This window comes from Amycolatopsis sp. WGS_07, assembly GCF_045278895.1.
Taxonomy (GTDB): Bacteria; Actinomycetota; Actinomycetes; order Mycobacteriales; family Pseudonocardiaceae; genus Amycolatopsis.
Window position 1 is genome coordinate 6433370 of the sequence record NZ_CP136053.1, and the last position, 25058, is coordinate 6458427.

Here is a 25058-nt window from a genome sequence, read left to right on the forward strand (position 1 = left end):
GCCTTGCGCAAGGGACGGACGGGGCGGCTCGGCCGCCTGCGCGTGTGCGAAAGGGAATTCACCTCGTGTCCTCACCTGCTCCGGCCCGTCCGCGGCCGGTCCATCGGGCGGCGGATCTCCTGGCCGCGTACCTGCCAGGGTCGTTCTACTACTCGTCGGCCCGAGGGGTGCTGCTCGCCGACGGGGTGCACTCGCACGTCCGCGGCGCGACCGGGAACCGCGCCGCGGCGGCTGCCGAGGCGCTCGAAGCCGCGGTGCTGGCGGGGGTCGAGAATCCGGTCGTCGTGGGAGCTATCGGGTTCCGGCCGGATTCCGGGAGCAGCCTGATCGTGCCCGCGGTGGTGCGCCGGGCCGGTGCGCCGGACGCGTTGGCGGCAGGTCTCGACGCGGGTGGTCGTGCGACCGCGGGTACCGCTGAGCGAGACAGTGTCGATTCCGCGAAAGGCGGGGCCGAGTCCCGAAGAGCTGGCGGTACCGACAACCGAACGTCCTGGACTGTCGTGCCGCGGCCGGCTCCTGAGGTGTACGCCGAAAGTGTCCGTCGAGCGGTCGATCTCATTGCCGACGGGGAACTTCGCAAGGTCGTCCTCGCGCGGGCGCTGGATCTTGTTGGGGAGCAAGGCGTTTCCGTCCAGCAGTTGCTCAGCGACCTCGTCCTGGCGGATCCGGCGGCGCACGCCTTCGCCGTTGACGTCAGCGAGCCGGGGGATCCGGCTCCGCGGACGCTGGTCGGGGCCAGTCCGGAATTGCTGGTTTCGCGCAAGGGCGATGTGGTGACGGCGAATCCGCTCGCCGGGTCGCGGCGGCGGACGGGGGAACCGGCGCGGGACGCGCAAGCGATTGCGGAGCTGCGAGTGTCCGAAAAGGACCTTAACGAGCACGCCCTCGTCGCCGCGCAGGTGGCCGAGGTGCTGGGGCGCTACTGCACCGAACTGGACGTTCCGGAGCAGCCGGACGTGATTGGTACGCCGACGATGTGGCACCTGTCGACCCGGATCACCGGGCGGGTCGGGCCGGGCGGGCCGTCGTCGTTGGAGCTGGCCGAAGCGTTGCATCCGACGCCCGCGGTGTGCGGGGTGCCGGTCGGGCTGGCGCGCGACACGATTGCGCAGCTGGAGCCCGAGGACCGCGGGTATTACGCGGGGCTGGTCGGCTGGACCGATCTCGCGGGCGACGGCGAATGGGTGGTCACGATCCGGTGCGCCGAGGTTTCCGGACGGACCGCGCGGCTGTTCGCGGGGGCGGGGGTGGTCGCGGGGTCGGATCCGGCGGCGGAATTGGCGGAGACCAGCGCGAAGTTCGGGACGCTGCTGCGCGCGCTGGGTGCGGAGGGTGTCGCGTGAAGGGGTGGCCGGCGGAAGCCGCGGCGAGGTGTCGGGTCGGCGGGAGCCGGCGGACGTTCGGGGCACCGTTGGGTGTGAAGAGGCAGCCGGAGGAGACCGCGGCGAGGTATCGGGCGAGCGGGTATTGGCGCGGGCGGACATTCGGGGCGTTGCTGGGTGTGAAGGGGTGGCCGGGGGAGATCCGGGCGAGTGAATGTTGGCGTGGGCGGGCGTTCGGGGTGGAGGGTGTCGCGTGAGCGGGTGGCCGGAGGAGACCGCAGCGAGGTATCGGGCCAGCGGATACTGGCGCGGGCAGACGTTCGGCGCACTGCTGACGTCGCTCAAGGACGCCTACGCGGACCGGACGGCGGTGGTCGGCGAGCAAGAGCGGTGGACGTTCGCGGAGCTGGACGAGCGGGCGCATCGGCTGGCGGCGGGGTTTGCCGCGGGCGGGATCGCCAGGGGCGACCGGGTCGTCGTGCAGTTGCCGAATATTCCGGAGTTCGCGTCCGTCGTTTTCGGGTTGTGGCGGGCCGGTGCGGTGCCGGTGTTCGCGTTGCCCGCGCATCGGGACAGTGAGTTGCGGCATTTCGCCGAGCAGAGCGAAGCGAAAGCGATCGTCACCGTCGGGGAGCACGCGGGGCATGATCACGCGAAGATGGCGCGTGAGGTTGCCCAGCACCGGAAGGTCCTCGTCGTGGGGGAGCCGGAGTTCGCGGAGCTGACGGCCGCGGAGCCGCGGGAGTTGCCCGAGCCGGATTCGGAGGGGATGGCGTTTCTGCAGCTTTCCGGCGGAAGCACGGGGCTGCCGAAGCTGATTCCGCGTACTCACGACGATTATCTCTACAGCGTCCGGGAAAGCGCGCGGATTTGCGGGCTGCGGAAGGAAAGCGTTTACCTCGCGGCGTTGCCCGTCGCGCACAACTTTCCGCTCAGCTCGCCGGGGATGCTCGGGGCGCTGCACGCGGGCGCGGCCACGGTGATGGCGCCGCGGCCGGACGCGGACACCGCGTTCCGGCTGATCGAGGCCGAAGGGGTCACGATCAGCGGGGTGGTTCCGCCGCTCGCCGCGGCCTGGGTGCAGGCGGCGGCGCGGACCGGGCGGGATCTGTCCTCTTTGGACGTTCTGCTGGTCGGCGGGGCGAAGTGCGGCCGGGAACTCGCCGAACGCATCGGCCCGGCGCTGGGGTGCCGGCTGCAGCAGGTGTTCGGCATGGCCGAAGGACTCGTCTGCTACACCCGGCTGGACGATTCCGACGACCTCGTCCTCGGCACCCAGGGACGGCCGATTTCGCCGGACGACGAGGTGCGCGTGGTGAATCCGGACGATCCGCTGGCGAAGTCGGACGATCTCGTAGCACCGGGCGAAATCGGCGCGCTGCTCACGCGCGGGCCGTACACGATCCGCGGTTACTACAACGCCGCCGAGCACAACAAGACCGCGTTCACCGAGGACGGCTTTTACCGTACCGGCGATCTGGTGCGGCGGAGGGAATCCGGGCATCTCGAGGTCGTCGGGCGGGCGAAGGAGCAGATCAACCGCGGCGGCGAGAAGGTCGCGGCGGAAGAGGTCGAGAACCACCTGATGGCGCATCCGGGCGTGCTCGACGCGGCCGTCGTCGCGGTGCCCGACGAGTACCTGGGCGAGCGGACCTGCGCGTATGTCGTTCCGGCGGACGGGCAGCAGCCGACCGCGGCGGAGCTGCGCCGGTTCGTGCGCGGGCGCGGGGTGGCCGCGTTCAAGGTGCCGGATCTGGTGGAGGTGGTCGGGGCGTTCCCGGTCACCGGCGTGGGCAAGACCAGCAAACGCGAACTGCGGGCGGCGCTCGCCGCCCTGGCGAAGGAGAGGTGAGGCGTGTCCCTGCCGAAGATCCGGGCGTATCCGCTGCCGACGGCGGCGGACCTGCCCGAGGGCCGGGTCGACTGGCGGCCTGATCCGGCACGGGCGGCTCTGCTCGTGCACGATGTCCAGCGGTATTTCCTTGCTCCGTACGAGGGTTCGCCGATTCCGGAGATGGTGGCGAACATCGCGGAGCTGGCGGCGAAGGCGCGCAACAGCGGCGTTCCGGTCTTCTACACCGCCCAGCCGGGCAAGCAGCCCGCCGCCGATCGGGGGCTGCTCACCGAGTTCTGGGGCGACGGCATCGGCGCGGTGATCGACGACGACCCGCGCGCCGCGGACATCGTCGACGAGCTGGCCCCGCGGCCGGGCGACACGGTGCTGGAGAAATGGCGGTACAGCGCCTTCCAGCGCAGCACGTTCCGCGAGCAGCTCGGCGACCGCGACCAGCTGCTGATCACCGGCGTCTACGCGCACATCGGCTGCCAGGCGACGGCGGTCGAGGCGTTCATGCGCGACGTCCGGCCGTTCCTGATCAGCGACGCGGTCGCGGACTTCGACCGCTCCCGGCACGACCAGGCGTGCGAGTACGTCGCGCAACGCTGCGGCGTCGTCACCACCACCGCCGACGCGCTCGCCGCGCTGTCGGCGCCGATTCCCGCAGGAGCACCTCGATGAGCACCCCCGGACTGACCGCCGACCAGGTCAACGCCGACGTCGCCGAACTGCTCGGCTGCGGCGTCGACGAGCTGACCCCGGACACCGATCTCGCCGACCTCGGCCTCGATTCGATGCGGATCATGAGCCTGGTCGAGAAGTGGCGCGGCGCGGGCGCGGCGCAGCTGGAGTTCGCCGACCTCGCCGAGGACCCGCGCCTCGGGCACTGGACGAAGCTGCTCGCCGGCGGCGCGCAATGAGCCGGGACACCCACCGGCATCGGCACACCGCGCGGATCGCGGAGGTCCGCGCGGGCCGCCAGGCCGAGAAAGTGCCGTACCCCATCCGGATCCGGCGCGCGGAGGTCGTGCGGACCAGCGCGGTCGGCGCCGGGCTGCTGCGCGTCACCCTCGGCGGGCCGGGCACGGCCGGGTTCGAGGCGCATTCGCCGGACGAGCACGTGAAGATCCTCTTCCCGGACGCGGACGGCCAGCTGCGGCTTCCCGAGCCGAACGGCGACATGCTCCGCTGGCCGAAGCCTTCGCCGGTCTCGCGCGAGTACACCGTCCGCCGCTACGACCCGGCGTCCGGCGAGCTGGACCTCGACGTCGCACTGCACGACGGCGGCCTCGGCTCGGACTGGGCGCGCGCGGTTCAGCCGGGCGAGGCCGTGCACGTCGCGGGTCCGCCGGGCGGGCTGATCGTGCCGCATAACTACGACCGTTACCTGCTCGCCGGCGACATCACCGCGTTGCCCGCGCTCGCGCGCTGGCTGGAGGAACTGCCGCGGACCGCGGTCGGCTGGGCGTTCGCCGAGGTCGCCGACGCGAGCGAGGAGATCGACCTCGACGCTCCGGACGGCGTCGAAGTCCGCTGGCTGCACCGAGGCCCCGGCAATCCGCCTGGCAGCGTCGAGCTTCTCGCCGACGCCGTGCGCCAAGTCAAAGTGCCCGAAGGCGAACGGCTTTACGCGTGGATCGCCGGGGAGGCGGGCGCGATCAAGCCGCTGCGCCGGTGGCTGCGCGACGACCTCGGGCTCGCTCGCGAGGACTGCGACGTGACCGGCTACTGGAAACGCGGCGTCGCGGACTTCGACGACGAGCACGACCACTGATCCGTCAGAACAGCAAGAAACATTGAGGACCCTCGCATGACCGTCACCAGAAAGACCCGTCTCGCCGCCGCCGCGCTCGCGGTCGCTCTCACCGTGGTCGCCGGCTGCGGCTCCGGCGACGCGCAGAGCGGCGGAAGCGACGCCCCGACCCGCGCCTTCGCCGCCGACAACGGCGAGATCAAGATCCCGGTCAAGCCGAAGCGCGTGATCGCGACCGGCTACGCCGTGCCGGCGCTGCTCGAGGCGAAGGCCCCGCTCGTCGGGATCTCGACGTGGAAGCGCGGCCTGCCGATGATGACGGCCGAGGACCGCAAGAAGTACGACGAGCTGCCGAAGGTCGCGGGCGAGCAGGCCGCCGAGACGAACTACGAGGCGATCGCGCAGGCCGATCCGGACCTGATCGTGATCGGCGTGCCGAAGCCGGTGCTCGCCGACATCGACGTCAAGCGGCTGCAGGAGATCGCGCCGGTCGTGGCGATCGGGCCGTCGGTGCCCTCGGCGTGGCGGGAGCTTTCGCGCAAGCAGTCCGACGCGGCGGGCGCGCTGGCCGGGTTCGACGCCGCGCGCCAGGAGTACGAGGCCAAGGCGAAGCAGCTCAAGGAGAAGTACAAAGCCGTGCTGCCGCAGCTGAAACTGGGCCACGTCGGCGCGTACGGCGAGGTCGCGAAGGGCAACTTCCAGCGCGAGTTCAAGGATTCCTGGGGCACCAACGTCGCACAGGACATCGGCGCGAACTACTTCGGCCAGGTGAAGGTCAAGGGCGGCGGCTCGAAGGACGTCAGCGAGTACCCGTCGATCGAGGAGCTGCCGACCGCGTTCGCGCAGGCGGACGCGATCACCTACTCGGTCAAGCCGGACGGTTCGGTGCCGCCCGCGGTGAAGTACGTGCTCGATTCGCCGCTGTGGAAGGAACTTCCGGCGGTGAAGGCGGGCAAGACGTTCGCCTTCCGCTACACCGAAGCGGCCACCTACCGGGCGGCGATGAAGACGCTGGACGCGGTGGACCAGGCGTTCGCGCCGCTGCTGAAGAAGTGACCGGACGCAGCCGGACCGTGCTGCTGGCCGCCGCCGTCGTCCTGCTGGCGGCGGTGGCCGTGGTCAGCGTGGGCGTCGGGGCGCACGGCATCGCCCCGGCGGACGTGCTCCGGGCCATTTTCGGGCAGGGCGATCCGGCCGATCAGGCGGTGGTGCGCGACGTCCGGGCGCCGCGGGCGTTGCTGGCGGTCGGCGTCGGGGCGGCGCTGGCGGTGGCCGGGGTGCTCGTCCAGGTGCTGTCGCGCAACCCGTTGGCTGAACCCGGCGTGCTCGGCGTGACCGCCGGGGCCGGGTTTGCCATCACGATCGGTTCCGCGCTCGGCATCGCCGTTTCGGAGTCCGGTGAACTGCTGTTCGCCGTGCTCGGCGCGGTGCTGGCGACGCTGCTGGTGTACGCGGTCGGGCGGCGGTCGCCGTTGCGGATGGTGCTGACCGGCACCGCGCTGACGTTCGTGCTCAGCGGCGTTTCGCTGGGGCTGCGGCTGTTGCTGCCGGACACCTTCGACCGGTACCGGTTCTGGGCGGTCGGCTCGCTGGCCGGACGGGAGCAGGCTCCGCTGACGGTGCCGCTGATCGTGATCGCGGTGAGCGTGGTCGCCGCGTTCCTGTTGAGCCGTCAGCTGAACGCGCTCGCGCTGGGGGACACCGTCGCGCACACGCTTGGCGCGCGCGTCGCCCGGATCCGCGCGGTGACGCTGTTGCTGATCACCTTGCTGGCCGGAGCCGCGACCGCGGTGGCCGGGCCGATTCTGTTCGTCGGCCTGATCGTGCCGCATCTCGCTCGGCGCGCGGCCGGTGCTTCGGTGCCGTGGCTGACCGCGTTCGCCGTGGTGCTGGGCCCGATTCTGCTACTGCTGTCGGACATCGGCTCGCGCGTGCTGCTGCCGACCGGCGAGGTGCCGGTTGCGATCGTGACCGCGTTCATCGGCGGCCCGGTGCTGATCTGGGCGGTCCGCAAGTACGGGACGGCCGCGCTGTGACCGCGTTCGTGCTCCGCCGGGGGCGGTTTTCGTTCAAGGTCGAGCGCCGCGCTGTCATCCTCGTCGCCGTGCTCGCCGTCATTCTCGCTGGTCTGGCGTTGCTGGGGCTGTGCTACGGCGCGGCTTGGGCGAGCCCGGCGCGGGTGTTCGCCGCGCTCGGCGGGTCCGGCGGCGGGCCGGGCGTGGTGATCCGCGAATGGCGGCTGCCGCGGGTGGCGGCCGGGCTGATCTTCGGCGCCGCGCTCGGGCTGGCCGGGGCGATTTTCCAGAATGTCACGCGGAATCCGCTCGGCAGCCCGGACGTCATCGGCCTCGATTCCGGTGCCTACACCGGCGCGCTGATCGCGATGACGGTGCTGTCCGGGTCGCCGGCGCAGCTGACGTTCGCGTCGGTGCTCGGCGGGCTGGTCACCGCGGCCGCGGTCTATCTGCTGTCGATGGGCGGCAGCCGGTCCGGATTGCGGCTGATCGTCATCGGGATCGCGATCAACGCGATGCTGACCGCGTTGAACTCGTGGATCGTGCTGCGCGCCGACCTGGAAGTCGCGATCGCGGCGGTCGGGTGGAGCGCCGGTTCGCTCAACGGGATCGGCTGGAACGACGTCGCGGTGCCGTTCGGGGTGCTGGCCGTGCTGTTCGCGGTGCTGCTGACCCGGGCTCCGGCGCTGCACCAGGCGGCGCTCGGCACGGAACTCGCGGTGACGACGGGGGTCCGGCACGAAGCCCTGCGGCTGCAGCTCGTGCTGATCGGCGTCGGCTGCACGGCGACGGTCACCGCGGTGGCCGGGCCGATCGCCTTCGTCGCGCTCGCCGCGCCGCAGATCGGCCGCAGGCTCGCCCGCGCGCCCGGCATCCCGCTGCTGCCCGCCGCGCTGACCGGCGCGGTGCTGCTCGCCGGCGCGGATCTCGCCGCGCAGATGCTGCTCGCCCCGGTGTCGCTGCCGGTCGGCGTGGTCAGCACGGCGATCGGCGGCTGCTACCTGATCTGGCTGCTGACCAAGGAGGTGCGGCGGAAGTGACCGCTCGCTTGACCGCGCGGGACCTGACCCTGCGCTACGGCGACCGCGTCGTGTCGGCGCGGTTGCGGCTCGACGTGCCCGACCGCGCGTTCACCGCGGTGGTCGGCCCGAACGCGTGCGGCAAATCGACATTGCTGCGCGCGTTCGTCCGGCTGCTCCGCCCGGCCGAGGGCGGGGTGGCCTTCGACGGCCGGGCGGTCGGGGCGTACCCGGCCAAGGCGCTGGCGCGGGAACTCGGCTTCCTGCCGCAGGATCCGTCCGCGCCGGAGGACGTCCGGGTCCGGCAGCTGGTCGCGCGCGGGCGGTTCCCGCACCAGTCGCTGCTGTCGTCGTGGTCGGAGGAGGACGAGTCCGCGGTCGTCGGCGCGATGACCGCGGCCGGGGTCGCCGGGCTGGCCGACCGTCCGGTGCAGGAGCTGTCCGGCGGGCAGCGGCAGCGGGTGTGGATCGCGGTCGTGCTCGCGCAGCGCACGCCGTACCTGCTGCTCGACGAGCCGACGTCGTTCCTCGACATCGCGCACCAGTACCAGGTGCTGGAGCTGCTGAAACGGTTGCGCGACGAGGGCCGCACGGTGATCGCGGTGCTGCACGACATCAACCAGGCCTGCCGCTACGCCGACCACGTGGTCGCGATGCGCGACGGGCGGGTCGTGGCCGAGGGCGCGCCCGGCGACGTCGTGGACGCCGCGCTGATCAAGGAAGTCTTCGACCTGCCGAGCGTCGTGGTGCCCGATCCGGTCACCGGCACGCCGATGGTCGTGCCGTCGCTCTGAGCCCGGGAGTCACCTGTTGAGCACCGCACTCGCCACCCTCGAACTGACCAGCGCCCAGCTGGGCATCTGGAACGCGCAACGGCTGGAGCCGGATTCGCCGTATTACCTCGTCGGCGATGTCGTAGAGATTTCTGGCGGTGAGCCGGTCGACCTGGCCGCGCTGGCCGAGGCGATCCGCGCGACCACCGAGGAGGCCGAAAGCCTGCGGCTGCGGGTGCTCGACACTCCGGACGGTCCTCGCCAGGTGGTGTCCGCCGAGCCGGTGCCGCTGCCGGAAGTCGTTGACCTGCAAGGGGAAGCGGACCCGCTGGCCGCCGCGCACGCCCGGGTCGCGGCGGAACGGCGGCGGGTGGCCGAGGCGTGCCGCGGGATGCTGGACCGGGCGTTGTTCTCGCACCTGATCCTGCGGCTTTCCGAGACCGAGGTGTGGTTTACCCAGCTCGGCCACCACCTGGTGTTCGACGGCTACACCGCCGCGATGCTCGCCCGGCGCACCGCTGCCCGGTACACCGCGGCGGTGCGCGGCGAGGACGTGCCGCCGTCGACGTTCGGCCGGTTCGCCGACCTCGTCGACGCGGACCGCGAGTACCGGACGAGTGAGCGCTTCACACAGGACCGCGAGTACTGGTGTGAACGGTTCACACCGATGCCGGAGCTGGCTGAGGACGCGAGTGCGGCCGGGCTGCCGGAAGCGACGTTCACCGCGCGTGCCGAGCTTTCCGCGGCCGAGGTCGCCGGGCTCCGCGAACTGGGCGCACGGGCGAAGACGACCTGGGGCGACGCGCTGATCGCGTGTTACGCCGCGTTCCTGCACCGGGTGCTGGGCACGGCGGACGTCGTGTTCGCGGTGCCGCTGATGTGCCGGGTGGGCGCGGCGTTGCGCACTCCGGCGATGGCGGTCAACGTGCTGCCGCTGCGGGTCCGCGTGCGGCCGGGAGACCGGCCGGAGGAGCTGACCGCGCGGGTCGCCGAGGCGCTGCGTGAAATGCGCGCACACCAGCGGTACCGGGGTGAGAATCTTCCTCAGGACCTGGCGGTGCCCGGCGCGGGCGCGTTGCTGCACGGGCGCGGGATCAACCTCAAGGCGTTCGACCTGGAGCTGGCGTTCGGCGAGGCGCGCGGGACGATGCGGAACGTCGCGGGCGGGCCGCCGGAGGACATGGGGCTCAGCGTGCTGCCGACGTCCGGCGGCGGGCTGCTGCTGGGCTTCGAGGTCGACGCGCGGTCCCAGGACCAGGCCGGGGTCGACGCGCAGCTCGCCGCGTTGAAGGCGTTGATCGCCGCGTTCACCGGGGAGGACGCGCCGGTCGTCGGCGGGGTGGACCTGGTGCCGGACGTCGCCGCCTTGCTCGCGGAATGGTCGACGCCCGCGGTGGCCTCAGCGGGCGAAGGTCTCCTTGCGGGACTCAGCGGGGAGACCGCGCTGGTGTGCGGGGACGAACGGCTCACCGGCGACGAGGTGCTGGACCGGGTGCACCGGCTGGCGCGGGCGTTGCGGGCGCGGGGAGTCGGGGCGGACGACGTGGTGGCGCTGGCGCTGCCCCGGTCGGTCGATCTCGTGGTGGCGCTGCTGGCGGTGCTCGACGCCGGGGCGGCGTTCCTGCCGCTGGATCTGGCGCATCCGGCGGAACGCTTGCGCTCGCTGGTCGCCGAGGTGACTCCGAAGCTCGCGGTGACGGACTCGGATTCGTTGCCCGGAGTGCCGCAGCTTCGGCTGGACGATCCGGTGGTGCGGAACGAGATCGCCGGGTACTCGGCCGCAGAGTTGTCCGATGTGGACCGTCATCCGGAACACCTCGCGTACGTCATCTTCACCTCCGGTTCCACCGGCCGGCCCAAGGGCGTGCTGGTCCGGTCTGGCGGGCTGGAGACGTTGCTGCGGAACCACCGTGCCACCACGGTCGCCGAGACCGCGCAGGGGCGGCGGCTTCGCGTGGCACACACGTATTCCTTCGCTTTCGACTCGGCGATCGAGCAGCTGCTGTGGATGCTGTGCGGGCACGAATTGCACGTCTACGACACGGAAACCGCGCGTGACGTCGATGCGCTGCACGCCGCGTTCGTTCGGGACGGGATCGAGGTCATCGACACCACGCCGTCGATGGCGGCTCCGTTGCTGGACGCGGGTTCGCTCGACCCGGCGTTGCTGGTGCTCGGCGGAGAAGCGACGCCTCCCGCGTTGTGGCAGCGGATTGCTTCGTCCGGTATCCGGGCGCGCAACATTTACGGTCCCACTGAGGCCACTGTGGACGGTGCCAGCGCGGCGATCGTCGGGGACGAACCGGTGATCGGGTACGCGGTCCCGGGCACGCGGGCATACGTGCTCGATGCCGCGTTGCGGCCGGTGCTGCCCGGCAGTCGCGGGGAGTTGTATCTCGCCGGGCCGCATCTGGCGCGCGGTTATCTCGGGCGTCCGGGCGGGACGGCGGAACGGTTCGTCGCCGATCCGTTCGGGCCGCCGGGGGAGCGGATGTACCGCACCGGCGACGTCGTGCGCTGGGTGCCCGGGCGCGGGCTGGAGTATCTGGGGCGGCGCGACGGGCAGGTCAAGATCCGGGGCCATCGCGTGGAATTGGGCGAGGTCGAGGGCGCGCTCGGCGCGGTGCCGGGCGTGCGGGCCGCTGCGGCGGCGGTGCGCGGGCCGCGGCTGATCGGGTACGTCGTCGGCGCCGGGCTGGTCGCGGAAGACGTACGGGCGACGCTCGCGCGGCGGTTGCCGGAGGCGATGGTCCCGGCGGCGGTCGTGGTGCTGGACGAGCTTCCGGTGACCAGCAACGGAAAACTCGACCGGGACGCGCTCCCCGCGCCCGCGGCGGCCGACGGCGGACGCGAGCCGCAAACGGAGCGGGAACGGTTGCTGTGCGCCGCGATCGCCGAGGTGATCGGCGTGGAGCGGGTCGCGGTCGACGACGACTTCTTCGCCCTCGGCGGCGACAGCATCACCGCGATCAGTGTCAGCAGCCGGCTGCGCGCCCACGGGTTAGACCTCCGTCCGCGCGATTTGCTGGCGCGGCGCAGTTTCGCGGCCTTGGCGGCGGCTAGCCGGGATCTGTCCGAACCGGACAGTGTTCCGGACGAGCCGATCGGCGAGGTTCCCGCGCCGCCGATCGTGCGGACGCTGTTCGACCTGAACCCTGATCTGGACGCGATCGTCGGCTATGCACAGTGGACAGTGCTCCGCGTGGACGGTCCGGTTCCGGGGCTGGCTCAAGGTGTTCAGGCAGTTCTCGATCACCACGACGTGTTGCGGCTTCGCGTCGAACCTGATCGCACCTTGGTGATCCGGCCGCGCGGCGCGGTCGATGCGGCGGAGGTGCTGACCGAGGCGGTCGGGAGCCCGGCGGAGGTGGCGGAGCGGCTGGCGTCCGAATTGGACCCGCGCGCCGGGGCGATGCTGCGGGTCGCGCTGGTAGGGGACCAGTTGGTGGTGGTCGTGCACCACTTGGCGATCGACGGGGTTTCCTGGCGCATTCTCCTGCCTGATCTGCAGACGGCTTGCGCGGGCGGAGTTCTCGAGCCAGTCAAGGCGTCTTGGCGGCGGCACGCGTTGGCGCTTGCCGAACAAGGCGCGAGCGGCGCACGGCGCGGGGAACTGGAGTACTGGCAGTCGACGCGGAAGAGCAAGCTTGATCCGAAGCTCGACACCGTTGCCACCGCGCACCGTTCGGTCACGGTTGCCTCCGAAGAAGAAAGCACTGCGGTCCTGACGACGTTGCCTGCGGCCTATCGTGCGGGTGTCGACGAGGTGCTGCTTGCCGCACTCGTGCTGACCCTGCGCGGCGACGAGGACGCCATGACCGTCACGATGGAAGGCCACGGCCGCGAAGGTTTGGATCTCGCTCGCACCGTCGGCTGGTTCACTGCTGAATACCCAGTCCACATAGGTCTGTCTGGTGTGGACAGTATCGATCGGTTGCTGCGCGCGGTAAAGGAAGCGCGGCGGTCGGTGCCGGACGGCGGGATCGGCTTCGGCGTCCTCCGGTACTTGGACCCCGAAGCTGAGTTCACGCCGGAGATGCCGGACGTGCTGCTCAACTACCTCGGCCGGTTCACCCCGCTGTCCGGCGGCTGGCAGCTGCCGGACGACGATCCGTTCGCGGTCATCGAGCCGGCAGCCAAGGCGTTGGAGCAGGTGCTCGCACTGAACTGCTTCGTCCGCGAGGACGACGTGCCGCGGATCGCCGTCGAGTGGACCGCCGCCAGCCGGGTGCTGCCGCCGGAGGACGTCGAACGCCTGCAGGGAAAGTGGGCGACGGCGCTGGCCGCGTTGGCCGCACACGCGCGGGAAAACACCGGCGGGCTCACGCCGTCGGACCTTCCGCTGGTCACCCTCACCCAGGACGAGATCGACACTCTCGAACAGCAGGGTCCGGTCGCTGACGTCCTGCCCGCGACGCCGTTGCAGGCCGGGCTGTCGTTCCACACGCTGACCAGCGGCGGGCCGGACGTTTACACCGTGCAGGCGGTCACCCATCTGGAAGGGCAGCTCGACGCGGACCGGATGCGCGCCGCCGCCGAGGAGCTGCTGCGACGGCATCCGGCGCTGCGCGTCCACCTGCACACGACGGCGGCGGGCGAGGTCGTGCAGGTCGTGCCCGCCGAGGTGCACCTGGATTGGCGGCAGGTCGAGCGTCCGACGAGCGTCGAGGGCGAATGCGCGGCCGAGCTGGCCAGGCCGTTCGACCCCGCGGTGCCGCCGCTGATCCGGTTCCTCCTGCTCACCCTCGGCCCGGCCGAACACCGGCTGGTGCTGACGATCCACCACGCGCTGCTCGACGGCTGGTCGATGCCACTCGTCGGCCGCGCCCTGCTCGCTACTTACGCCGAGCTGGGCGGCGGACCGGCCGCTCCGGTCGCGCCGCCGCTCGCCGAGTACCACCGGGTGCTGGCCGCCCGCGACCACGACGCGGCCGTCGAGGCCTGGCGGGAGGCATTGGCCGGCCTGGAAGAAGGAACCCGGCTCGCCCCGGCCGCCACGGAGTCCACTTCGGACCGTCCACAGCGGATCTGGGTGGGGCTCGGTGCGGAGTTCAGCGAGCAGTTGCGGGGCTTCGCGCGGGAACGCGGCGTGACGTCGACGGCGGTGTTCCAGACCGCGTGGGGCGTCCTGCTGGCGCGGCTCACCGGACGCCAGGACGTGGTGTTCGGCTGCCCGGTGTCCGGTCGTCCGTCGGATGTCCCTGGGGTGGAAGGGATGATCGGCCAGCTCGGCACGACCATCCCGGTGCGGGTTTCGTTCGCCCCGTCCGATCCGGCCTCGGCGCTGCTGGCGCGGGTGCAGGACGAGAACGCGCGGCTCACCGACCATCATCACCTCGGGCTGCCGGACATCCAGCGCGCGGCGGGCGTCGGCGACCTGTTCGACACGATGCTGGTGATGGAGAACTTCCCGCTGTCCAGCCGGGAACGCGAACCGCTCGCCCCCGGGCTCGATCTCGCCGGTGTCGACATCACGGACGCGACGCACTATCCGCTGACCGTGATCGTGCTGCCCGGCGACGAGATCGCGATCGGCCTCGGCTATCAGCCGAACGCCTTCGACGAATCGACCGTGCAGGAGTACGGCCGCTGGCTGTCGACGCTGCTGCACGAGATCGTGTCCGACCCGGAGCGACCGGTCGCTCGGCTGCGTTCCCTTGCCGCAGAAGAAGAAGCGGCGCTGCTGCGGCAGGGAACCGGCCCGGAGCCGCGTCGGGAAGCGGGCACCTGCCTGGCCGAATTCGCGCGCTGGGTCCGGGAAACGCCGGATGCCGAGGCCGTCGTCTGCCGGGACCGCCGGCTGACCTACGCGGAACTCAACCGGAAAGCGAACCAGCTCGCGCATGCGTTGCGCGCCGCCGGGGTACAGGAGCAGGACCCGGTCGCGGTGCTGCTGGAACGGGACATCGACCTGGTGGTCGCGTTGTTCGGGGTGCTCAAGGCCGGTGCGGTGCACGTGCCGATGGACCCGACCTATCCCGCGGAACGACTGGCGCATCTGGTGAAGGACAGCGCGCCCGCCGCCGTGGTGTCCACTCCGGACCCCGGTTTCGGCATTCCGGTGATTGACCCGAAGGTCCTGAGTGGACCGTCTACTTGGGACGATGTGCTTCCGCATCCGGACTCGCTGGCGTACGTGATCTACACGTCCGGAACCACCGGAAAGCCCAAGGGCGTGGCGATTGCCCACCGGGGCATTCCGAGCCTCGTCGCGCTGCAGGAGGACATCGTCGGCATCCGGCACGGCGAGCGGTACCTGCACTTCGCGTCCACGAGTTTTGATGTGTCGTACTGGCAGTTCTTCCTGCCGTTGCTGTCCGGCGGCACCTCGGTGATCGCGCCGGAGGAGGTCCGCGGGTCGGGCGACGACCTGCTCGCCTACGCCGCCGAGCACCGCGTCACCGGGCTGAACCTGCTGCCGTCGTTCCTGTCCGCGATGCCGGACGACGCGACGGTCGACCCGGAGGTGTTCTTCGTGGTCGGCGCCGAGCGGCTCGACCCGGAGCTGGCGCGCCGCTGGGGCGACCGGCGGGCGCTGTTCAACGCTTACGGCCCAACCGAGGTCACGATCAACTCCGTCACCTGGGTGTACTCCGCCGACGACCCGGGCCCGCTGCCGATCGGGCGGCCGGACCCGCAGGTGCGGGCGTATGTGCTGGACGCGGGGCTGCGGCCGGTCGGGACCGGCGTCACCGGCGAGCTGTACCTCGCCGGGCCGAAGCTCGCGCGCGGCTACGTGAACCGGCCGGGGCAGACCGCGGAGCGGTTCGTGGCCGACCCGTTCGGCGCGCCCGGCGACCGGATGTACCGCACCGGCGACCTGGTGCGCTGGCGGCCGGACGGACAGCTGGTGTTCCTCGGCCGCGCCGACCACCAGGTGAAACTGCGCGGATTCCGGATCGAGCCGGGCGAGATCGAGTCGGCGCTGGCGCGGCATCCGGACGTGCGGGCCGCGGTCGTGCTGGTGCGCGAGGACCGGCCGGGGGACCGGCGGCTGGTCGGGTACGTCGTGCCGGTCGACGGCGCGGACCCGGATCCGGCGGCGCTGCGCGAGTACCTGGCCGCCGAACTGCCCGCGCACATGGTGCCGTCGGCGGTGCTCACGCTGGATCGGCTGCCGCTCGGGCCCAGCGGGAAGCTGGACCGGGCCGCTCTGCCCGCGCCCGGCCCGCGCAACGTCGCCGCTGCCCGCCAGCCCGCGACTGAAGCGGAAACCGTGCTGCTGCAAGTAGTTCGGGAACTGCTCGGGCCGGACGTCACAGTGGACGACGGCTTCCTCGACGCCGGCGGTGACAGCATCGCGTCGCTCCGGCTGGTCGCGCGCGCCCGGCGGGAGGGCCTGCACCTGACCGCGCGGGACGTTTTTGAAGGCGGCACCATCGCCGGGATTGCGGCCCGGTGCAGCGACACGACCGTGGTGGTTTCGCCGGATCTGACGCCCGCGGTCGGGGACGCGCCGCTGACGCCCGTCATGCGGGAGCTGCTGGAACGCGCTGGTTCGGCCGCGGACGGGTTCTGCCAGTGGGTCGAGGTGTGCGTGCCGTCCGGCGGGGCGGTGCCGAGGTGGCGGGCGGCGCTCGACGCGGTGCTCGAACGGCACGATGTGATCCGTTCACACCTGGCCGGCGACGTGCTGAGAATTCCGGAACCCGGCACGGTGACCGGCGCGGACGTGCTGATGGTCGTCCCGGCGGGCGAGGACGCGGATCTGCGGGCGCTGCTGGACGAGCGGATCACCGCGGTCCGGAACGCCATGGACCCGCGGACCGGACCGTTGCTGCGCGCCGTGTGGGTGGACGCCGGGCCCGCGCGGCCGGGGCGGCTCGCGCTGGTCGCGCACCATCTCGTGGTGGACGCGGTGTCGTGGCGGATCCTTCTCGACGACCTTGAACAGGCGTACCTCGGGAATCCGCTGCCGGATCGTGGGCCATCGTTCCTCGGCTGGGCGCGTGCGCTGGCCGCGGCCAAGCCGGCGCGGCAGGTGGAAAGCCCGCATTGGCAACGGGTTTCCGGGGAAGCCCGTGCGGTCAGCGGAACCGCGCGGCACCACGAGATCGAGGTGCCGGAGGACATCACGCAGACGGTGCTGACGACGTTGCCGGGCGCGTACCGGACCGGTCCGGACACCGTGCTGCTCACCGCGTTCGCGCGGGCTTACCGTGCTTGGCGCGGTTCGGAGCTGCACGTCGCGCTGGAGAGCCACGGCCGTCCGGATCACACGCCGGACTTCGCCGGAGCGGTCGACCTGTCGCGGACGGTCGGCTGGTTCACCGCGGTCTACCCGGCGCGGATCGCGCCGCCCGCCGGGGCGACCGCGATCGCCGCGGTCCGCGACCAGCTGCGCGCCGCGGGCGACGGGCTCGGGTACGGGATCCTCGGCGGGACCTCGACCGGGGCGGACGTCAGCTGGAACTACCTCGGCCGGTTCGAGGCGGCCCCGCAGGCGGAGACTCCGTGGCAGCGCCCGCCGGACGCCGATCCGCTCGGGTCGGACGGCGGCCCGCTGGCACACGCGCTGATGGTCAACGCGATGGCGCGCGACGACCGGCTGGCGGTGCGGTTCACCTGGCCGTCCCCGGTGTTCGCCGCGGACGAGGTCGCCGCGTTGGGCACGTTGTTCCAGGACGAACTCGCCGCGCTGGCCGCTGCGGTACCGACGGGCGAGCTGCTGCCGTTGACGCCGCTGCAGGAGCTGATCCTGCGCGAATCCCGGGCGGCGAGCGAGGATCCCTATCCGGTGCAAGCGGCGTTTTTACTGGTGGGCGCGCTGGATTTGGCTGCGCTGGAGGCAGCCGCGCACGCGTTGGTGCGGCGGCATCCGAACCTCGGCGCCGTCTTCCCGGACGGGCACGAGGTGCAGGTGCTCCCGGCCGAGCCACAGGTCGGTTTCCGGGTGCGCCCGGTCGAGGACGATGTCGAGCGGCTGCTGGCCGAGGATCTCGCGGAACCGTTCGATCTCGCCGCTGGGCCGCTGCTGCGGGTCACCGTGCTCCGGCACGGTCCGGACCGGCACGAATTGGTGCTCACCAGCCATCACCTGCTGTCCGACGGCTGGTCGGCACCGCGGATCCTGGCCGAGTTGTTCGCCGGGTACGCCGGTGAGTCGCTGCCGGACGCGGTGCCGGTGTCGCGGTACACGCGGTGGCTCGCGGCGCGGGACCACGCGGTCAGCGGGCATGCGTGGCGGACGGAGCTGGCTGGCCTTCCGTCGCGGAAGCTCCTGAGTGGACAGTGCTCGGCGGTGGAGCCGGAACTGTTCACTGTGGACGCTTCGCTGGTTGCTTCGTTGACGCAAGCCGGGGCCCAGCACGGGATCACAGCGGGGACTTTGCTGCAGGGTGCGTGGGCGGCTGTGCTCGCTGCGCGCTCCGGTGTCGCCGATGTTGCTTTCGGCACGATGGTTTCCGGCCGTACGTCCGAAGTGGACGGTGTGGAGGAGATCCTCGGGCTGCTCGCCAACACCGTGCCGGTTCGGGTCCGGTTCACCGGCACCGTGGGGGAGGCGCTTCGGCACACCCAATCCCGGCAGCAGGAACTGCTGGCGCATCAGCACGTCGGCCTGGCGGAGCTGGGCGCGCTGACGGGCCGGGACCAGCTGTTCGACAGCCTCGTCGTGTTCGAGAACTATCCGGTGGACCCGGCGAAGCTGCGCGAACCGGCTCCCGGGCTGGCGATCACCGGGACCCGGTTCCGTGAACGCACGCACTACCCGATGACGGTGACTGTGATTCCTGAACACGCGGGCGGCTGGTCCGGTGTGTTCGGTTATCAGGCCGGGATTCTCACCGCGGCGGAGGCCCGGGCACTGGTCGCGGACCTGCTGCGATTCCTGGCCGAACTGCCCGCGCGGCTGGACGACGACGCGGGCGAGTGGCTGCGGTGAACCTCTGGCGGACCGCGTTCGTGCTCGTGCTGGGCACCTTCATGGCGACGCTCGACAGCACGATCGTCTCGGTCGGCGTGGAAACGCTGGCGCAGCGGTTCGACGCGTCGGTCACTGAGGTCCAATGGGTCACCACGGCCTACCTGCTCGCGGTGGTGGCCGCCGTGCCCGCGTCCGGCTGGCTGGCTGCGCGATTCGGCGGACGGCGGACGTGGCTGACCGCGGTGGCGGTCTTCGTGCTGGCGTCGCTGCTGTGCGGGCTCGCGAGTTCGCTGCCGATGCTGGTGGCGTTCCGGGTGCTGCAGGGGCTGGCCGGCGGTCTGCTGCCGCCGACCGGACAGGCGTTGCTGGCGCGGGCGGCCGGGCCGGAGCGGATCGGGCGGCTGATCAGCGTCGTCGGCGTGGTGCCGTTGCTGTCGCCGGTGCTGGGGCCGCTGGCGAGCGGGGCGATCCTCAGCGTCGCGGACTGGCCGTGGCTGTTCTACGTCAATCTGCCGGTCGGGGTGGTCGCGGTGCTGCTCGGGCTGCGGTACGTCGCCGCGGACGCGCCGGCCGATCCGCGCGAGCCGTTCGATTTCCGTGGCGCGGTTTTGCTTTCTCCCGGGCTGGCGGCGGTGGTTTTCGGGCTTACCGGATTTTCTGACGGGTATCCGAAGCTGCTTTCCTCGGCGGCGGTTGTGGTGGGGTTGCTGATGCTGGGCGCGTTTGTCCGGCACGGGTTGCGGGTGCGGGCGCCTTTGCTGGATCCGCGGTTGTTCACCCGGCCGCCGTTCGGGGCGGCCGCGCTGGCGTTGGTGGTGCTGGGGGCGTCGGTTTTCGGGACGATGTTCCTGCTGCCGTTGTACTTGCGACGCGGTGCCGGGCTGGACGCGTGGAATACCGGATTGCTTTTGGTGCCACAGGGGATTGGCGCGGCTGCCGGATCGGTCCTGGTGCATCGAATCGTGGACCGGGTGGCACCGCGGACACTCGTGTTGAGCGGGATTGGCCTGGTCGCTCTGGGGACCGCTGCGTTTACTCAGCTAGGCCCGGAATTGCCGGATGTTGTGTTGGTCATTTCTTTGTTGCTGCGCGGGTTCGGGGCGGCGATGATCAGTGCGCCGGTGCTGGCGCTGGTGTATCGCAGCCTGGAAAAGGCGCAGTTGCCGAAAGCGGCCGGTGCGCTTAACTTGCTGAACACGCTGGGCGGTTCGATCGGGACCGCTGTTCTCGCTCTGGTATTGCAGAACCGTTTGGCCGCGAGGGGCGCGGACGTCGCGGCGGCTTTCGCGGACACGTTTTGGTGGGTGCTCGGACTGGTCGTGGTGGCGGCTGCCGGGGCGGCGAAGCTGCCTAGGGAAAGGAGCCGGTAAATGCAGGACACATTGCCGAGCCCGGCGGAGGTGACCGCGGGTGCGGGGCCGGATGTCGCGCGGCATCGGGAGACTGTCTCGGCGGTGCTGGCGCGCCGGGATCCCCGGTTGCTGGTGATCGTCGGGCCGTGCTCGGTGCACGATCCGGAGGCGGCGCTGGAGTATGCCGGGCTGCTCGCCGGGGCGGCCGCGCGGTATGCGGATGATCTGGTCGTCGTTTTGCGGGCCTATTTGGAAAAACCGCGGTCGGTGACGGGCTGGACTGGGTTTTTGCCGGATCCTACTTTGGACGGCAAAGGGGATCTTGCCACCGGCGTCCGGCTGGGCCGACAGTTTCTGCTCGACGCGTCGGCGACCGGTTTGCCGTTGGCGTACGAATTCGTGGATCCGGTGCTGGCGCCGTATGTCGCGGACACGGTGAGCTGGGGAGCCATTGGGGCGCGGACGGTGGCCAGCCAGCCGCATCGGCAGTTGGCGTCGTGGCTGCCGATGCCGGTGGGAATGAAAAATTGCGTTTCCGGGCGGCTGGGACCCGCGGTGGACGCGATTCGCGCGGCCGGGGCGCCGCACGCGTTTCCGGGGCTGGGGGTCGACGGGCGGATGAAAACCTTGCGCAGCAGCGGGAATCCGGATGCGCATCTGGTGCTTCGCGGAGGTCCGGTTCCGAATTACGACGCGGCGTCGGTCGCGGAGGCGATGGGGTTGCTGGGGGCGGCGGGGCTGCCGCGAAGAGCGGTGGTCGATGCCGCGCACGGGAACAGCGGGAAGGACCACAACCGGCAGCCAGGGGTGGTCGCCGACGTGGCGGGGCAGATCCGCGACGGGGCCGCGGTCGCCGGAGTGATGATCGAGTCGTATTTGCGGGACGGGGCACAGGATCCGGAGCGAGTGCCCGCTGATCCGGCGGTGAGCCGGACGGACCCTTGCCTCGGGTGGGAGCGGACTGTTCCGTTGCTGGAGTCGCTGGCTCTGGCCAGCCGGGCGCGTCGCGGAATGGCCGTGAGGGCTAAGGCAGCAGGTTCGCCCGGCGGGCAGCGTTGACCGCTTGCAGTCGGGTCTTCGCGTCCAGCTTCCGCATCGCGTTGCGCAGGTAGCTCTTCACCGTCTCCGGCCCCAGCCCGAGCGCTTCGGCGATGTCGGCGTTCGTGTGCCCGGCTGCGGCTCCGGCCAGGACGTCCAGTTCGCGCGTCGACAGCGTCGGTCGCGGGCCGTCAGGGGCGTTGCCGGCGAGCGATTGGCATACGGCGTCCAGGCGGGTTCGCAGGTCTGGGTCGGTTATGGAAGCGGCGATGCGACGGAGTTCGGCGTGGCTCTCCCGGACCGTTTCGCGGTCCGCTGGCTCTCCGGCGGGCGCTTCCGGGGGCGGGGTCAGCAGTTCCAGCCGGCGGCGGACTTCGGCGCGGATCGCCAGCTCCTGCTCAAGATCACGGGCCACTTCGACCATCGCGGTAACCGAGCGGTCGCCGAAGCTGACGTGTTCCCGGACCGCGCCGTAGAGGACTGCTCGGACGGTGCGGGACACGATCACCGGCACCGCCATTACCGAGCGGACGCCCTCGGCTTGCACGGCGCGGTCGAAGTGGTGGCTGATGGCTTCGCTCTTGTAGTAGTCCGGCAGCACGACCGGCTTGCGCAAGCCGATCGCGCGGCCGCCCAGGCCCTTGCCCTCCGCTACGACCAGGCCGAGCAGCGACGTCGTCGAGTTGCCGACCAGTTCTGTCATGCGCAGCCGGCGGCCGTCGGCGACCGCGCCGCCGAAGGACAGCGGGACCTGGGCGGCTCCGCGCAGGCGGACCAGCGCGCGGCGGACCTCCGCGACGTCCTCGGCCGGGACGGGGTCGGTGACGGGCATCGGGCGTCACCCCTTTTCGGGGGTAGTGGGCCTGCTGACGTGCGGAGATAGTACCGCCGACACCGGCCAACGACGACCGTGGAGCACGCTGTGAGCCCTGAGCGGACCACCTTCGACCTGCTGCAGACCTACGCCGCGCCGGACGCGGACGCGACCCGTTTGCTGTGCGGACGCCACCCCGCCGACGCGGTCGCGTTCACTCTCGTGGAGGCCGATCTCAGCAGCCGCGACCTCACCTACGGCCAGCTCGAGGCCGCTTCCGCCCGTTTCGCCGCCGCGCTCGCCGCGCACGGGGTGCGCCCTGGCGACCGGGTCGCGACGTTGATGGGCAAGTCCGCCGAACTGGTCACCGCACTGCTCGCGATCTGGCGGCTCGGCGCGGTCCATGTGCCGTTGTTCACCGCGTTCGCGCCGCCGGCCATCGCGCAGCGGATCGTCGGGAACGGGACGCGCGTGGTGGTGGTCGACGCTGGCCAGCGCGCCAAGCTCGACCCCAGTGAAGACCTGCCCGCCGACCCGTCGCGGATCATCGTGACGACCGGCGAGGCATCCGGCGGCGACCTGTCGTTCGAGGCGCTGCTCGACGAGCCGCATCCGCTGCCCGACCCGGTCGCGGTCGGCGGCGACGGGACGCTGGTCGAGATCTTCACCTCCGGCACGACCGGCACCCCGAAGGCGGTGCCGGTGCCGCTGCGCGGGCTCGCCGGGATCCACTCCTACCAGCAGTTCGGCCTCGACCAGACCGACGAGGACGTCTTCTGGAACGCCGCCGACCCCGGCTGGGCGTACGGGCTGTACTTCGCGTTGCTCGGCCCGCTCGCGACCGGACGGCGCAGCCTGCTGCTGCACGCCGGGTTCAGCCCGGAACTGACCTGGCAGGTGCTCGAACGCTTCGGCGTCACCAACTTCACCGCCGGTCCCACGGTGTATCGCGCGCTGCGCAGCTCGGGCTTGCCGGTGCCGGCCGGGCTGCGGCTGCGGCACTGCTCGTCGGCCGGGGAGCCGCTGACGCCGGACGTCGTGACCTGGGCCGAGGAGGCGCTCGGCTGCCCGGTGCGCGACCACTACGGCCAGACCGAGACCGGCATGGTCGTCGGCAACGCCTGGCATCCGCACCTGATCGCGCCGGTCAAAACCGGGTCGATGGGACGGCCGCTGCCCGGGTTCGCGGTCGAGGTGCTGAAGGCGGGCAGCGACGAGATCGCGGACGTCGGCGAGACGGGGCGCGTCGCGATCGACGTGCCGGCCAGCCCGCTGATGCCGTTCTCCGGTTACCGCGACGCGCCCGAGCGGACCGCGGAACGCTTCAGCGCCGACGGCCGCTGGTACTACACCGGCGACATCGCCGCGCGCGACCGCGACGGCTACCTCACCTTCGGTTCCCGCGACGACGACGTCATCCTCATGGCGGGCTACCGGATCGGCCCGTTCGAGGTGGAAAGCGCGCTGGCGCAGCACGAAGCCGTCGCCGAGGCCGCGGTGATCGGCGCGCCGGACGAACTGCGCGGGGAGCTGGTGGTGGCTTACGTCGTGCTGAACCCCGGCGTCGACGGTTCGGACGAGCTGGTCGCTGAGCTGCAGCAGACGGTGAAAACCCGGCTGGCGGCGCACGTTTACCCGCGCCGGATCCACTTCGTCGCGGAACTGCCCAAGACGCCGAGCGGGAAGATCCAGCGGTTCGCGTTGCGGGGCCGGGAGCTGAGCGCCGTCTCGCTTTCGAGCTGAGGTTTTCCGCGGTCGGTGCCACACTGGGCCGATGCCGCCTGATCTGCACGGCCGGGTCGCCCTCGTCGCGGGGGCGACCCGCGGTGCGGGCCGGGGCATCGCCGCCGCGCTCGGCGAGGCCGGCGCGACTGTGCTCTGCACCGGACGCAGCAGCTCCGGCCCCGATCGCCGCCGTTCGGACTACGACCGGCCGGAGACGATCGAGGAGACCGCCGCGCTGGTGACCAGCCTCGGCGGCGTCGGCGTCCCGGTCGTCGCCGACCATCTGGACCACGAGGACGTCCGGCGGCTGGCCGCGCTGGTCCAGTCCGAGTACGGGCGGCTGCACGTGCTGGTCAACGACATTTGGGGCGCGGAACGGCTCAAGGGCGGCCCGGCGGACTGGAATACGCCGGTGTGGGAGCACGATCTCGACGCCGGGCTGCGCATTCTCCGGCTTGGGGTCGAAACGCATCTCGTGACGTCGCATTTCCTGCTGCCGTTGGTGATTCGCGAGCCCGGCGGGTTGGTCGTCGAGGTCACGGACGGGACTTCGGCGCACAATGCTTCGCTGTACCGGATTTCGGTGTTTTACGACCTGGCGAAGGCTTCGGTGAATCGGCTCGCTTTTTCGCAGGGGCATGAGCTTGCGCCGCACGGTGCGACGGCGGTCGCGGTGACGCCGGGCTGGCTGCGTTCGGAGATGATGCTGGACGCTTACGGAGTACGCGAGGAAAACTGGCGTTCGGCGTTGGAGAACGGGGCTCCGCCGGGGTTCGCGGAATCGGAGTCGCCTCGGTACGTGGGGCGCGGGGTGGCTGCGATGGCGGCGGATCCGTTGCGGGCTCGGTGGAATCAGCGGTCGGTGACCTCGGCGGAGCTGGCGCGGGAGTACGGGGTGACCGATGTGGACGGTCGGCAGCCGGACAGCTGGTGATTACCAGCTGAGTTCGCCGGTTTCCAGAGCTGCGCATACTTCGCGGAGCCAGGTCAATTCCGCGGTGACGACAGTCGTGCGGTGTTCGTGCTCCAGCAGATACAGCCGCGGGACGTAGGCGTCGCGCGAGGCGCGGAGTACGGCTTCGGTGCTGTTGAGGCTTTCCTGCAGTGCTTCGATCCGTTGCCGCAATTGGGCCAGTGCGTCTTCCGGGGTGAGCAGGTGCAGGAATGACACTGCCGCCGGAAAGAGCGGGAATTCGGCGGCCGGGGTTGAAATGCCGGATCGGACCGCGGTCAGCAGTGTTTGCCTCCCTCCCGGAGTGATTTCGTAAACCGTGCGCTCAGGCCGTCGCTCCGCGCGTTCTACAGCGTGCACGCGGACGAGACCGTCGCGGACGAGCCGCTCCAGCGCGGTGTGCAAACCGGACCTGGTGCGGACGTTCACGACCAGGTCGACGCCGCGTTCCTTGATCAGCTGCTGCATCCCGTACGCGTGCCTCGGCTCCTCGGCCAGCAGGGCGAGAACCGCGAGGACGACGGGGGACAGGTTTCCGCGAGGTGGCATAGTCTGTATCGTACTAGTCTGTAACGGACTAAGTTGGGAGGGTG

General features: G+C 71.3%; 16 protein-coding genes. 14 read left to right on the top strand and 2 right to left on the bottom strand.

The features are described from left to right. Positions 1 to 65 precede the first annotated feature (65 nt). The 12 genes from RPX00_RS30470 to RPX00_RS30525 all read left to right on the top strand — a co-directional run bounded on the left by RPX00_RS30470 (position 66) and on the right by RPX00_RS30525 (position 20995). The gene (locus tag RPX00_RS30470; protein WP_406630533.1) at positions 66 to 1343 is read left to right on the top strand and encodes an isochorismate synthase; all 1278 of its coding nucleotides are present in this window, start codon (positions 66 to 68) and stop codon (positions 1341 to 1343) included. A gap of 232 nt (positions 1344 to 1575) precedes the next feature. Further along, entirely contained in the window at positions 1576 to 3174 is a 1599-nt protein-coding gene (locus RPX00_RS30475) for a (2,3-dihydroxybenzoyl)adenylate synthase (RefSeq protein ID WP_406630535.1), read from the top strand. Positions 3175 to 3177: 3 nt separating this feature from the next. Further along, positions 3178 to 3840 carry an isochorismatase family protein gene (locus tag RPX00_RS30480; protein WP_406630537.1) on the top strand — a complete coding sequence of 221 codons (663 nt, stop codon included), beginning with the start codon at positions 3178 to 3180 and terminating at the stop codon, positions 3838 to 3840. Continuing rightward, positions 3837 to 4079, top strand: coding sequence for a phosphopantetheine-binding protein (locus tag RPX00_RS30485; RefSeq protein WP_406630539.1), 243 nt, complete (start codon positions 3837 to 3839; stop codon positions 4077 to 4079). Before RPX00_RS30480 ends, RPX00_RS30485 begins: the two co-directional genes overlap by 4 nt. Continuing rightward, entirely contained in the window at positions 4076 to 4933 is an 858-nt protein-coding gene (locus tag RPX00_RS30490) for a siderophore-interacting protein (RefSeq protein WP_406630541.1), read from the top strand. The genes RPX00_RS30485 and RPX00_RS30490 overlap by 4 nt, the downstream gene beginning before the upstream one ends. Positions 4934 to 4969: 36 nt before the next feature. Next, positions 4970 to 5968, top strand: coding sequence for an ABC transporter substrate-binding protein (locus RPX00_RS30495; protein WP_406630543.1), 999 nt, complete (start codon positions 4970 to 4972; stop codon positions 5966 to 5968). Then, entirely contained in the window at positions 5965 to 6948 is a 984-nt protein-coding gene (locus RPX00_RS30500; RefSeq protein ID WP_406630545.1) for a FecCD family ABC transporter permease, read from the top strand. Before RPX00_RS30495 ends, RPX00_RS30500 begins: the two co-directional genes overlap by 4 nt. Continuing rightward, positions 6945 to 7967: a FecCD family ABC transporter permease gene (locus RPX00_RS30505; RefSeq protein WP_406630547.1), complete on the top strand. Its 1023-nt coding sequence runs from the start codon at positions 6945 to 6947 to the stop codon at positions 7965 to 7967. Before RPX00_RS30500 ends, RPX00_RS30505 begins: the two co-directional genes overlap by 4 nt. Further along, positions 7964 to 8740 carry an ABC transporter ATP-binding protein gene (locus RPX00_RS30510; protein ID WP_406630549.1) on the top strand — a complete coding sequence of 259 codons (777 nt, stop codon included), beginning with the start codon at positions 7964 to 7966 and terminating at the stop codon, positions 8738 to 8740. Before RPX00_RS30505 ends, RPX00_RS30510 begins: the two co-directional genes overlap by 4 nt. A 16-nt stretch (positions 8741 to 8756) precedes the next feature. Continuing rightward, positions 8757 to 18602: an amino acid adenylation domain-containing protein gene (locus tag RPX00_RS30515; protein ID WP_406630551.1), complete on the top strand. Its 9846-nt coding sequence runs from the start codon at positions 8757 to 8759 to the stop codon at positions 18600 to 18602. Continuing rightward, positions 18599 to 19954 (top strand): DHA2 family efflux MFS transporter permease subunit, encoded by a 1356-nt coding sequence (locus RPX00_RS30520; protein WP_406630553.1) that lies wholly within the window; start codon positions 18599 to 18601, stop codon positions 19952 to 19954. The genes RPX00_RS30515 and RPX00_RS30520 overlap by 4 nt, the downstream gene beginning before the upstream one ends. Further along, positions 19955 to 20995 (top strand): 3-deoxy-7-phosphoheptulonate synthase, encoded by a 1041-nt coding sequence (locus RPX00_RS30525; protein ID WP_406630555.1) that lies wholly within the window; start codon positions 19955 to 19957, stop codon positions 20993 to 20995. It begins immediately after the preceding gene. Here the strand turns inward: RPX00_RS30525 and RPX00_RS30530 are convergent. After that, a complete protein-coding gene (locus RPX00_RS30530) occupies positions 20961 to 21806 on the bottom strand; it encodes a LuxR C-terminal-related transcriptional regulator (protein WP_406630557.1) in 846 nt (281 codons plus the stop codon). The genes RPX00_RS30525 and RPX00_RS30530 overlap by 35 nt on opposite strands. 90 nt (positions 21807 to 21896) lie before the next feature. Here RPX00_RS30530 and RPX00_RS30535 point away from each other — a divergent pair, with 90 nt between their 5' ends. Next, positions 21897 to 23531 carry an AMP-binding protein gene (locus RPX00_RS30535; RefSeq protein ID WP_406630559.1) on the top strand — a complete coding sequence of 545 codons (1635 nt, stop codon included), beginning with the start codon at positions 21897 to 21899 and terminating at the stop codon, positions 23529 to 23531. 31 nt (positions 23532 to 23562) lie between these two features. Beyond that, positions 23563 to 24447, top strand: coding sequence for an SDR family oxidoreductase (locus tag RPX00_RS30540; protein WP_406630562.1), 885 nt, complete (start codon positions 23563 to 23565; stop codon positions 24445 to 24447). Here the strand turns inward: RPX00_RS30540 and RPX00_RS30545 are convergent, their stop codons facing one another. Beyond that, complete coding sequence (locus RPX00_RS30545; protein WP_406630564.1) at positions 24448 to 25014, bottom strand: PadR family transcriptional regulator; 567 nt, start codon at positions 25012 to 25014, stop codon at positions 24448 to 24450. Positions 25015 to 25058: the final 44 nt, after the last annotated feature.

What these genes read in the sequence shown, in the direction of transcription:
- RPX00_RS30485 (WP_406630539.1), top strand. Translation starts at nt 3,837, where the DNA reads ATGAGCACCCCCGGACTGACCGCCGACCAGGTCAACGCCGACGTCGCC.
- RPX00_RS30525 (WP_406630555.1), top strand. Translation starts at nt 19,955, where the DNA reads ATGCAGGACACATTGCCGAGCCCGGCGGAGGTGACCGCGGGTGCGGGG.
- RPX00_RS30490 (WP_406630541.1), top strand. Translation starts at nt 4,076, where the DNA reads ATGAGCCGGGACACCCACCGGCATCGGCACACCGCGCGGATCGCGGAG.
- RPX00_RS30530 (WP_406630557.1), bottom strand. Translation starts at nt 21,806, where the DNA reads ATGCCCGTCACCGACCCCGTCCCGGCCGAGGACGTCGCGGAGGTCCGC.
- RPX00_RS30545 (WP_406630564.1), bottom strand. Translation starts at nt 25,014, where the DNA reads ATGCCACCTCGCGGAAACCTGTCCCCCGTCGTCCTCGCGGTTCTCGCC.
- RPX00_RS30540 (WP_406630562.1), top strand. Translation starts at nt 23,563, where the DNA reads ATGCCGCCTGATCTGCACGGCCGGGTCGCCCTCGTCGCGGGGGCGACC.
- RPX00_RS30495 (WP_406630543.1), top strand. Translation starts at nt 4,970, where the DNA reads ATGACCGTCACCAGAAAGACCCGTCTCGCCGCCGCCGCGCTCGCGGTC.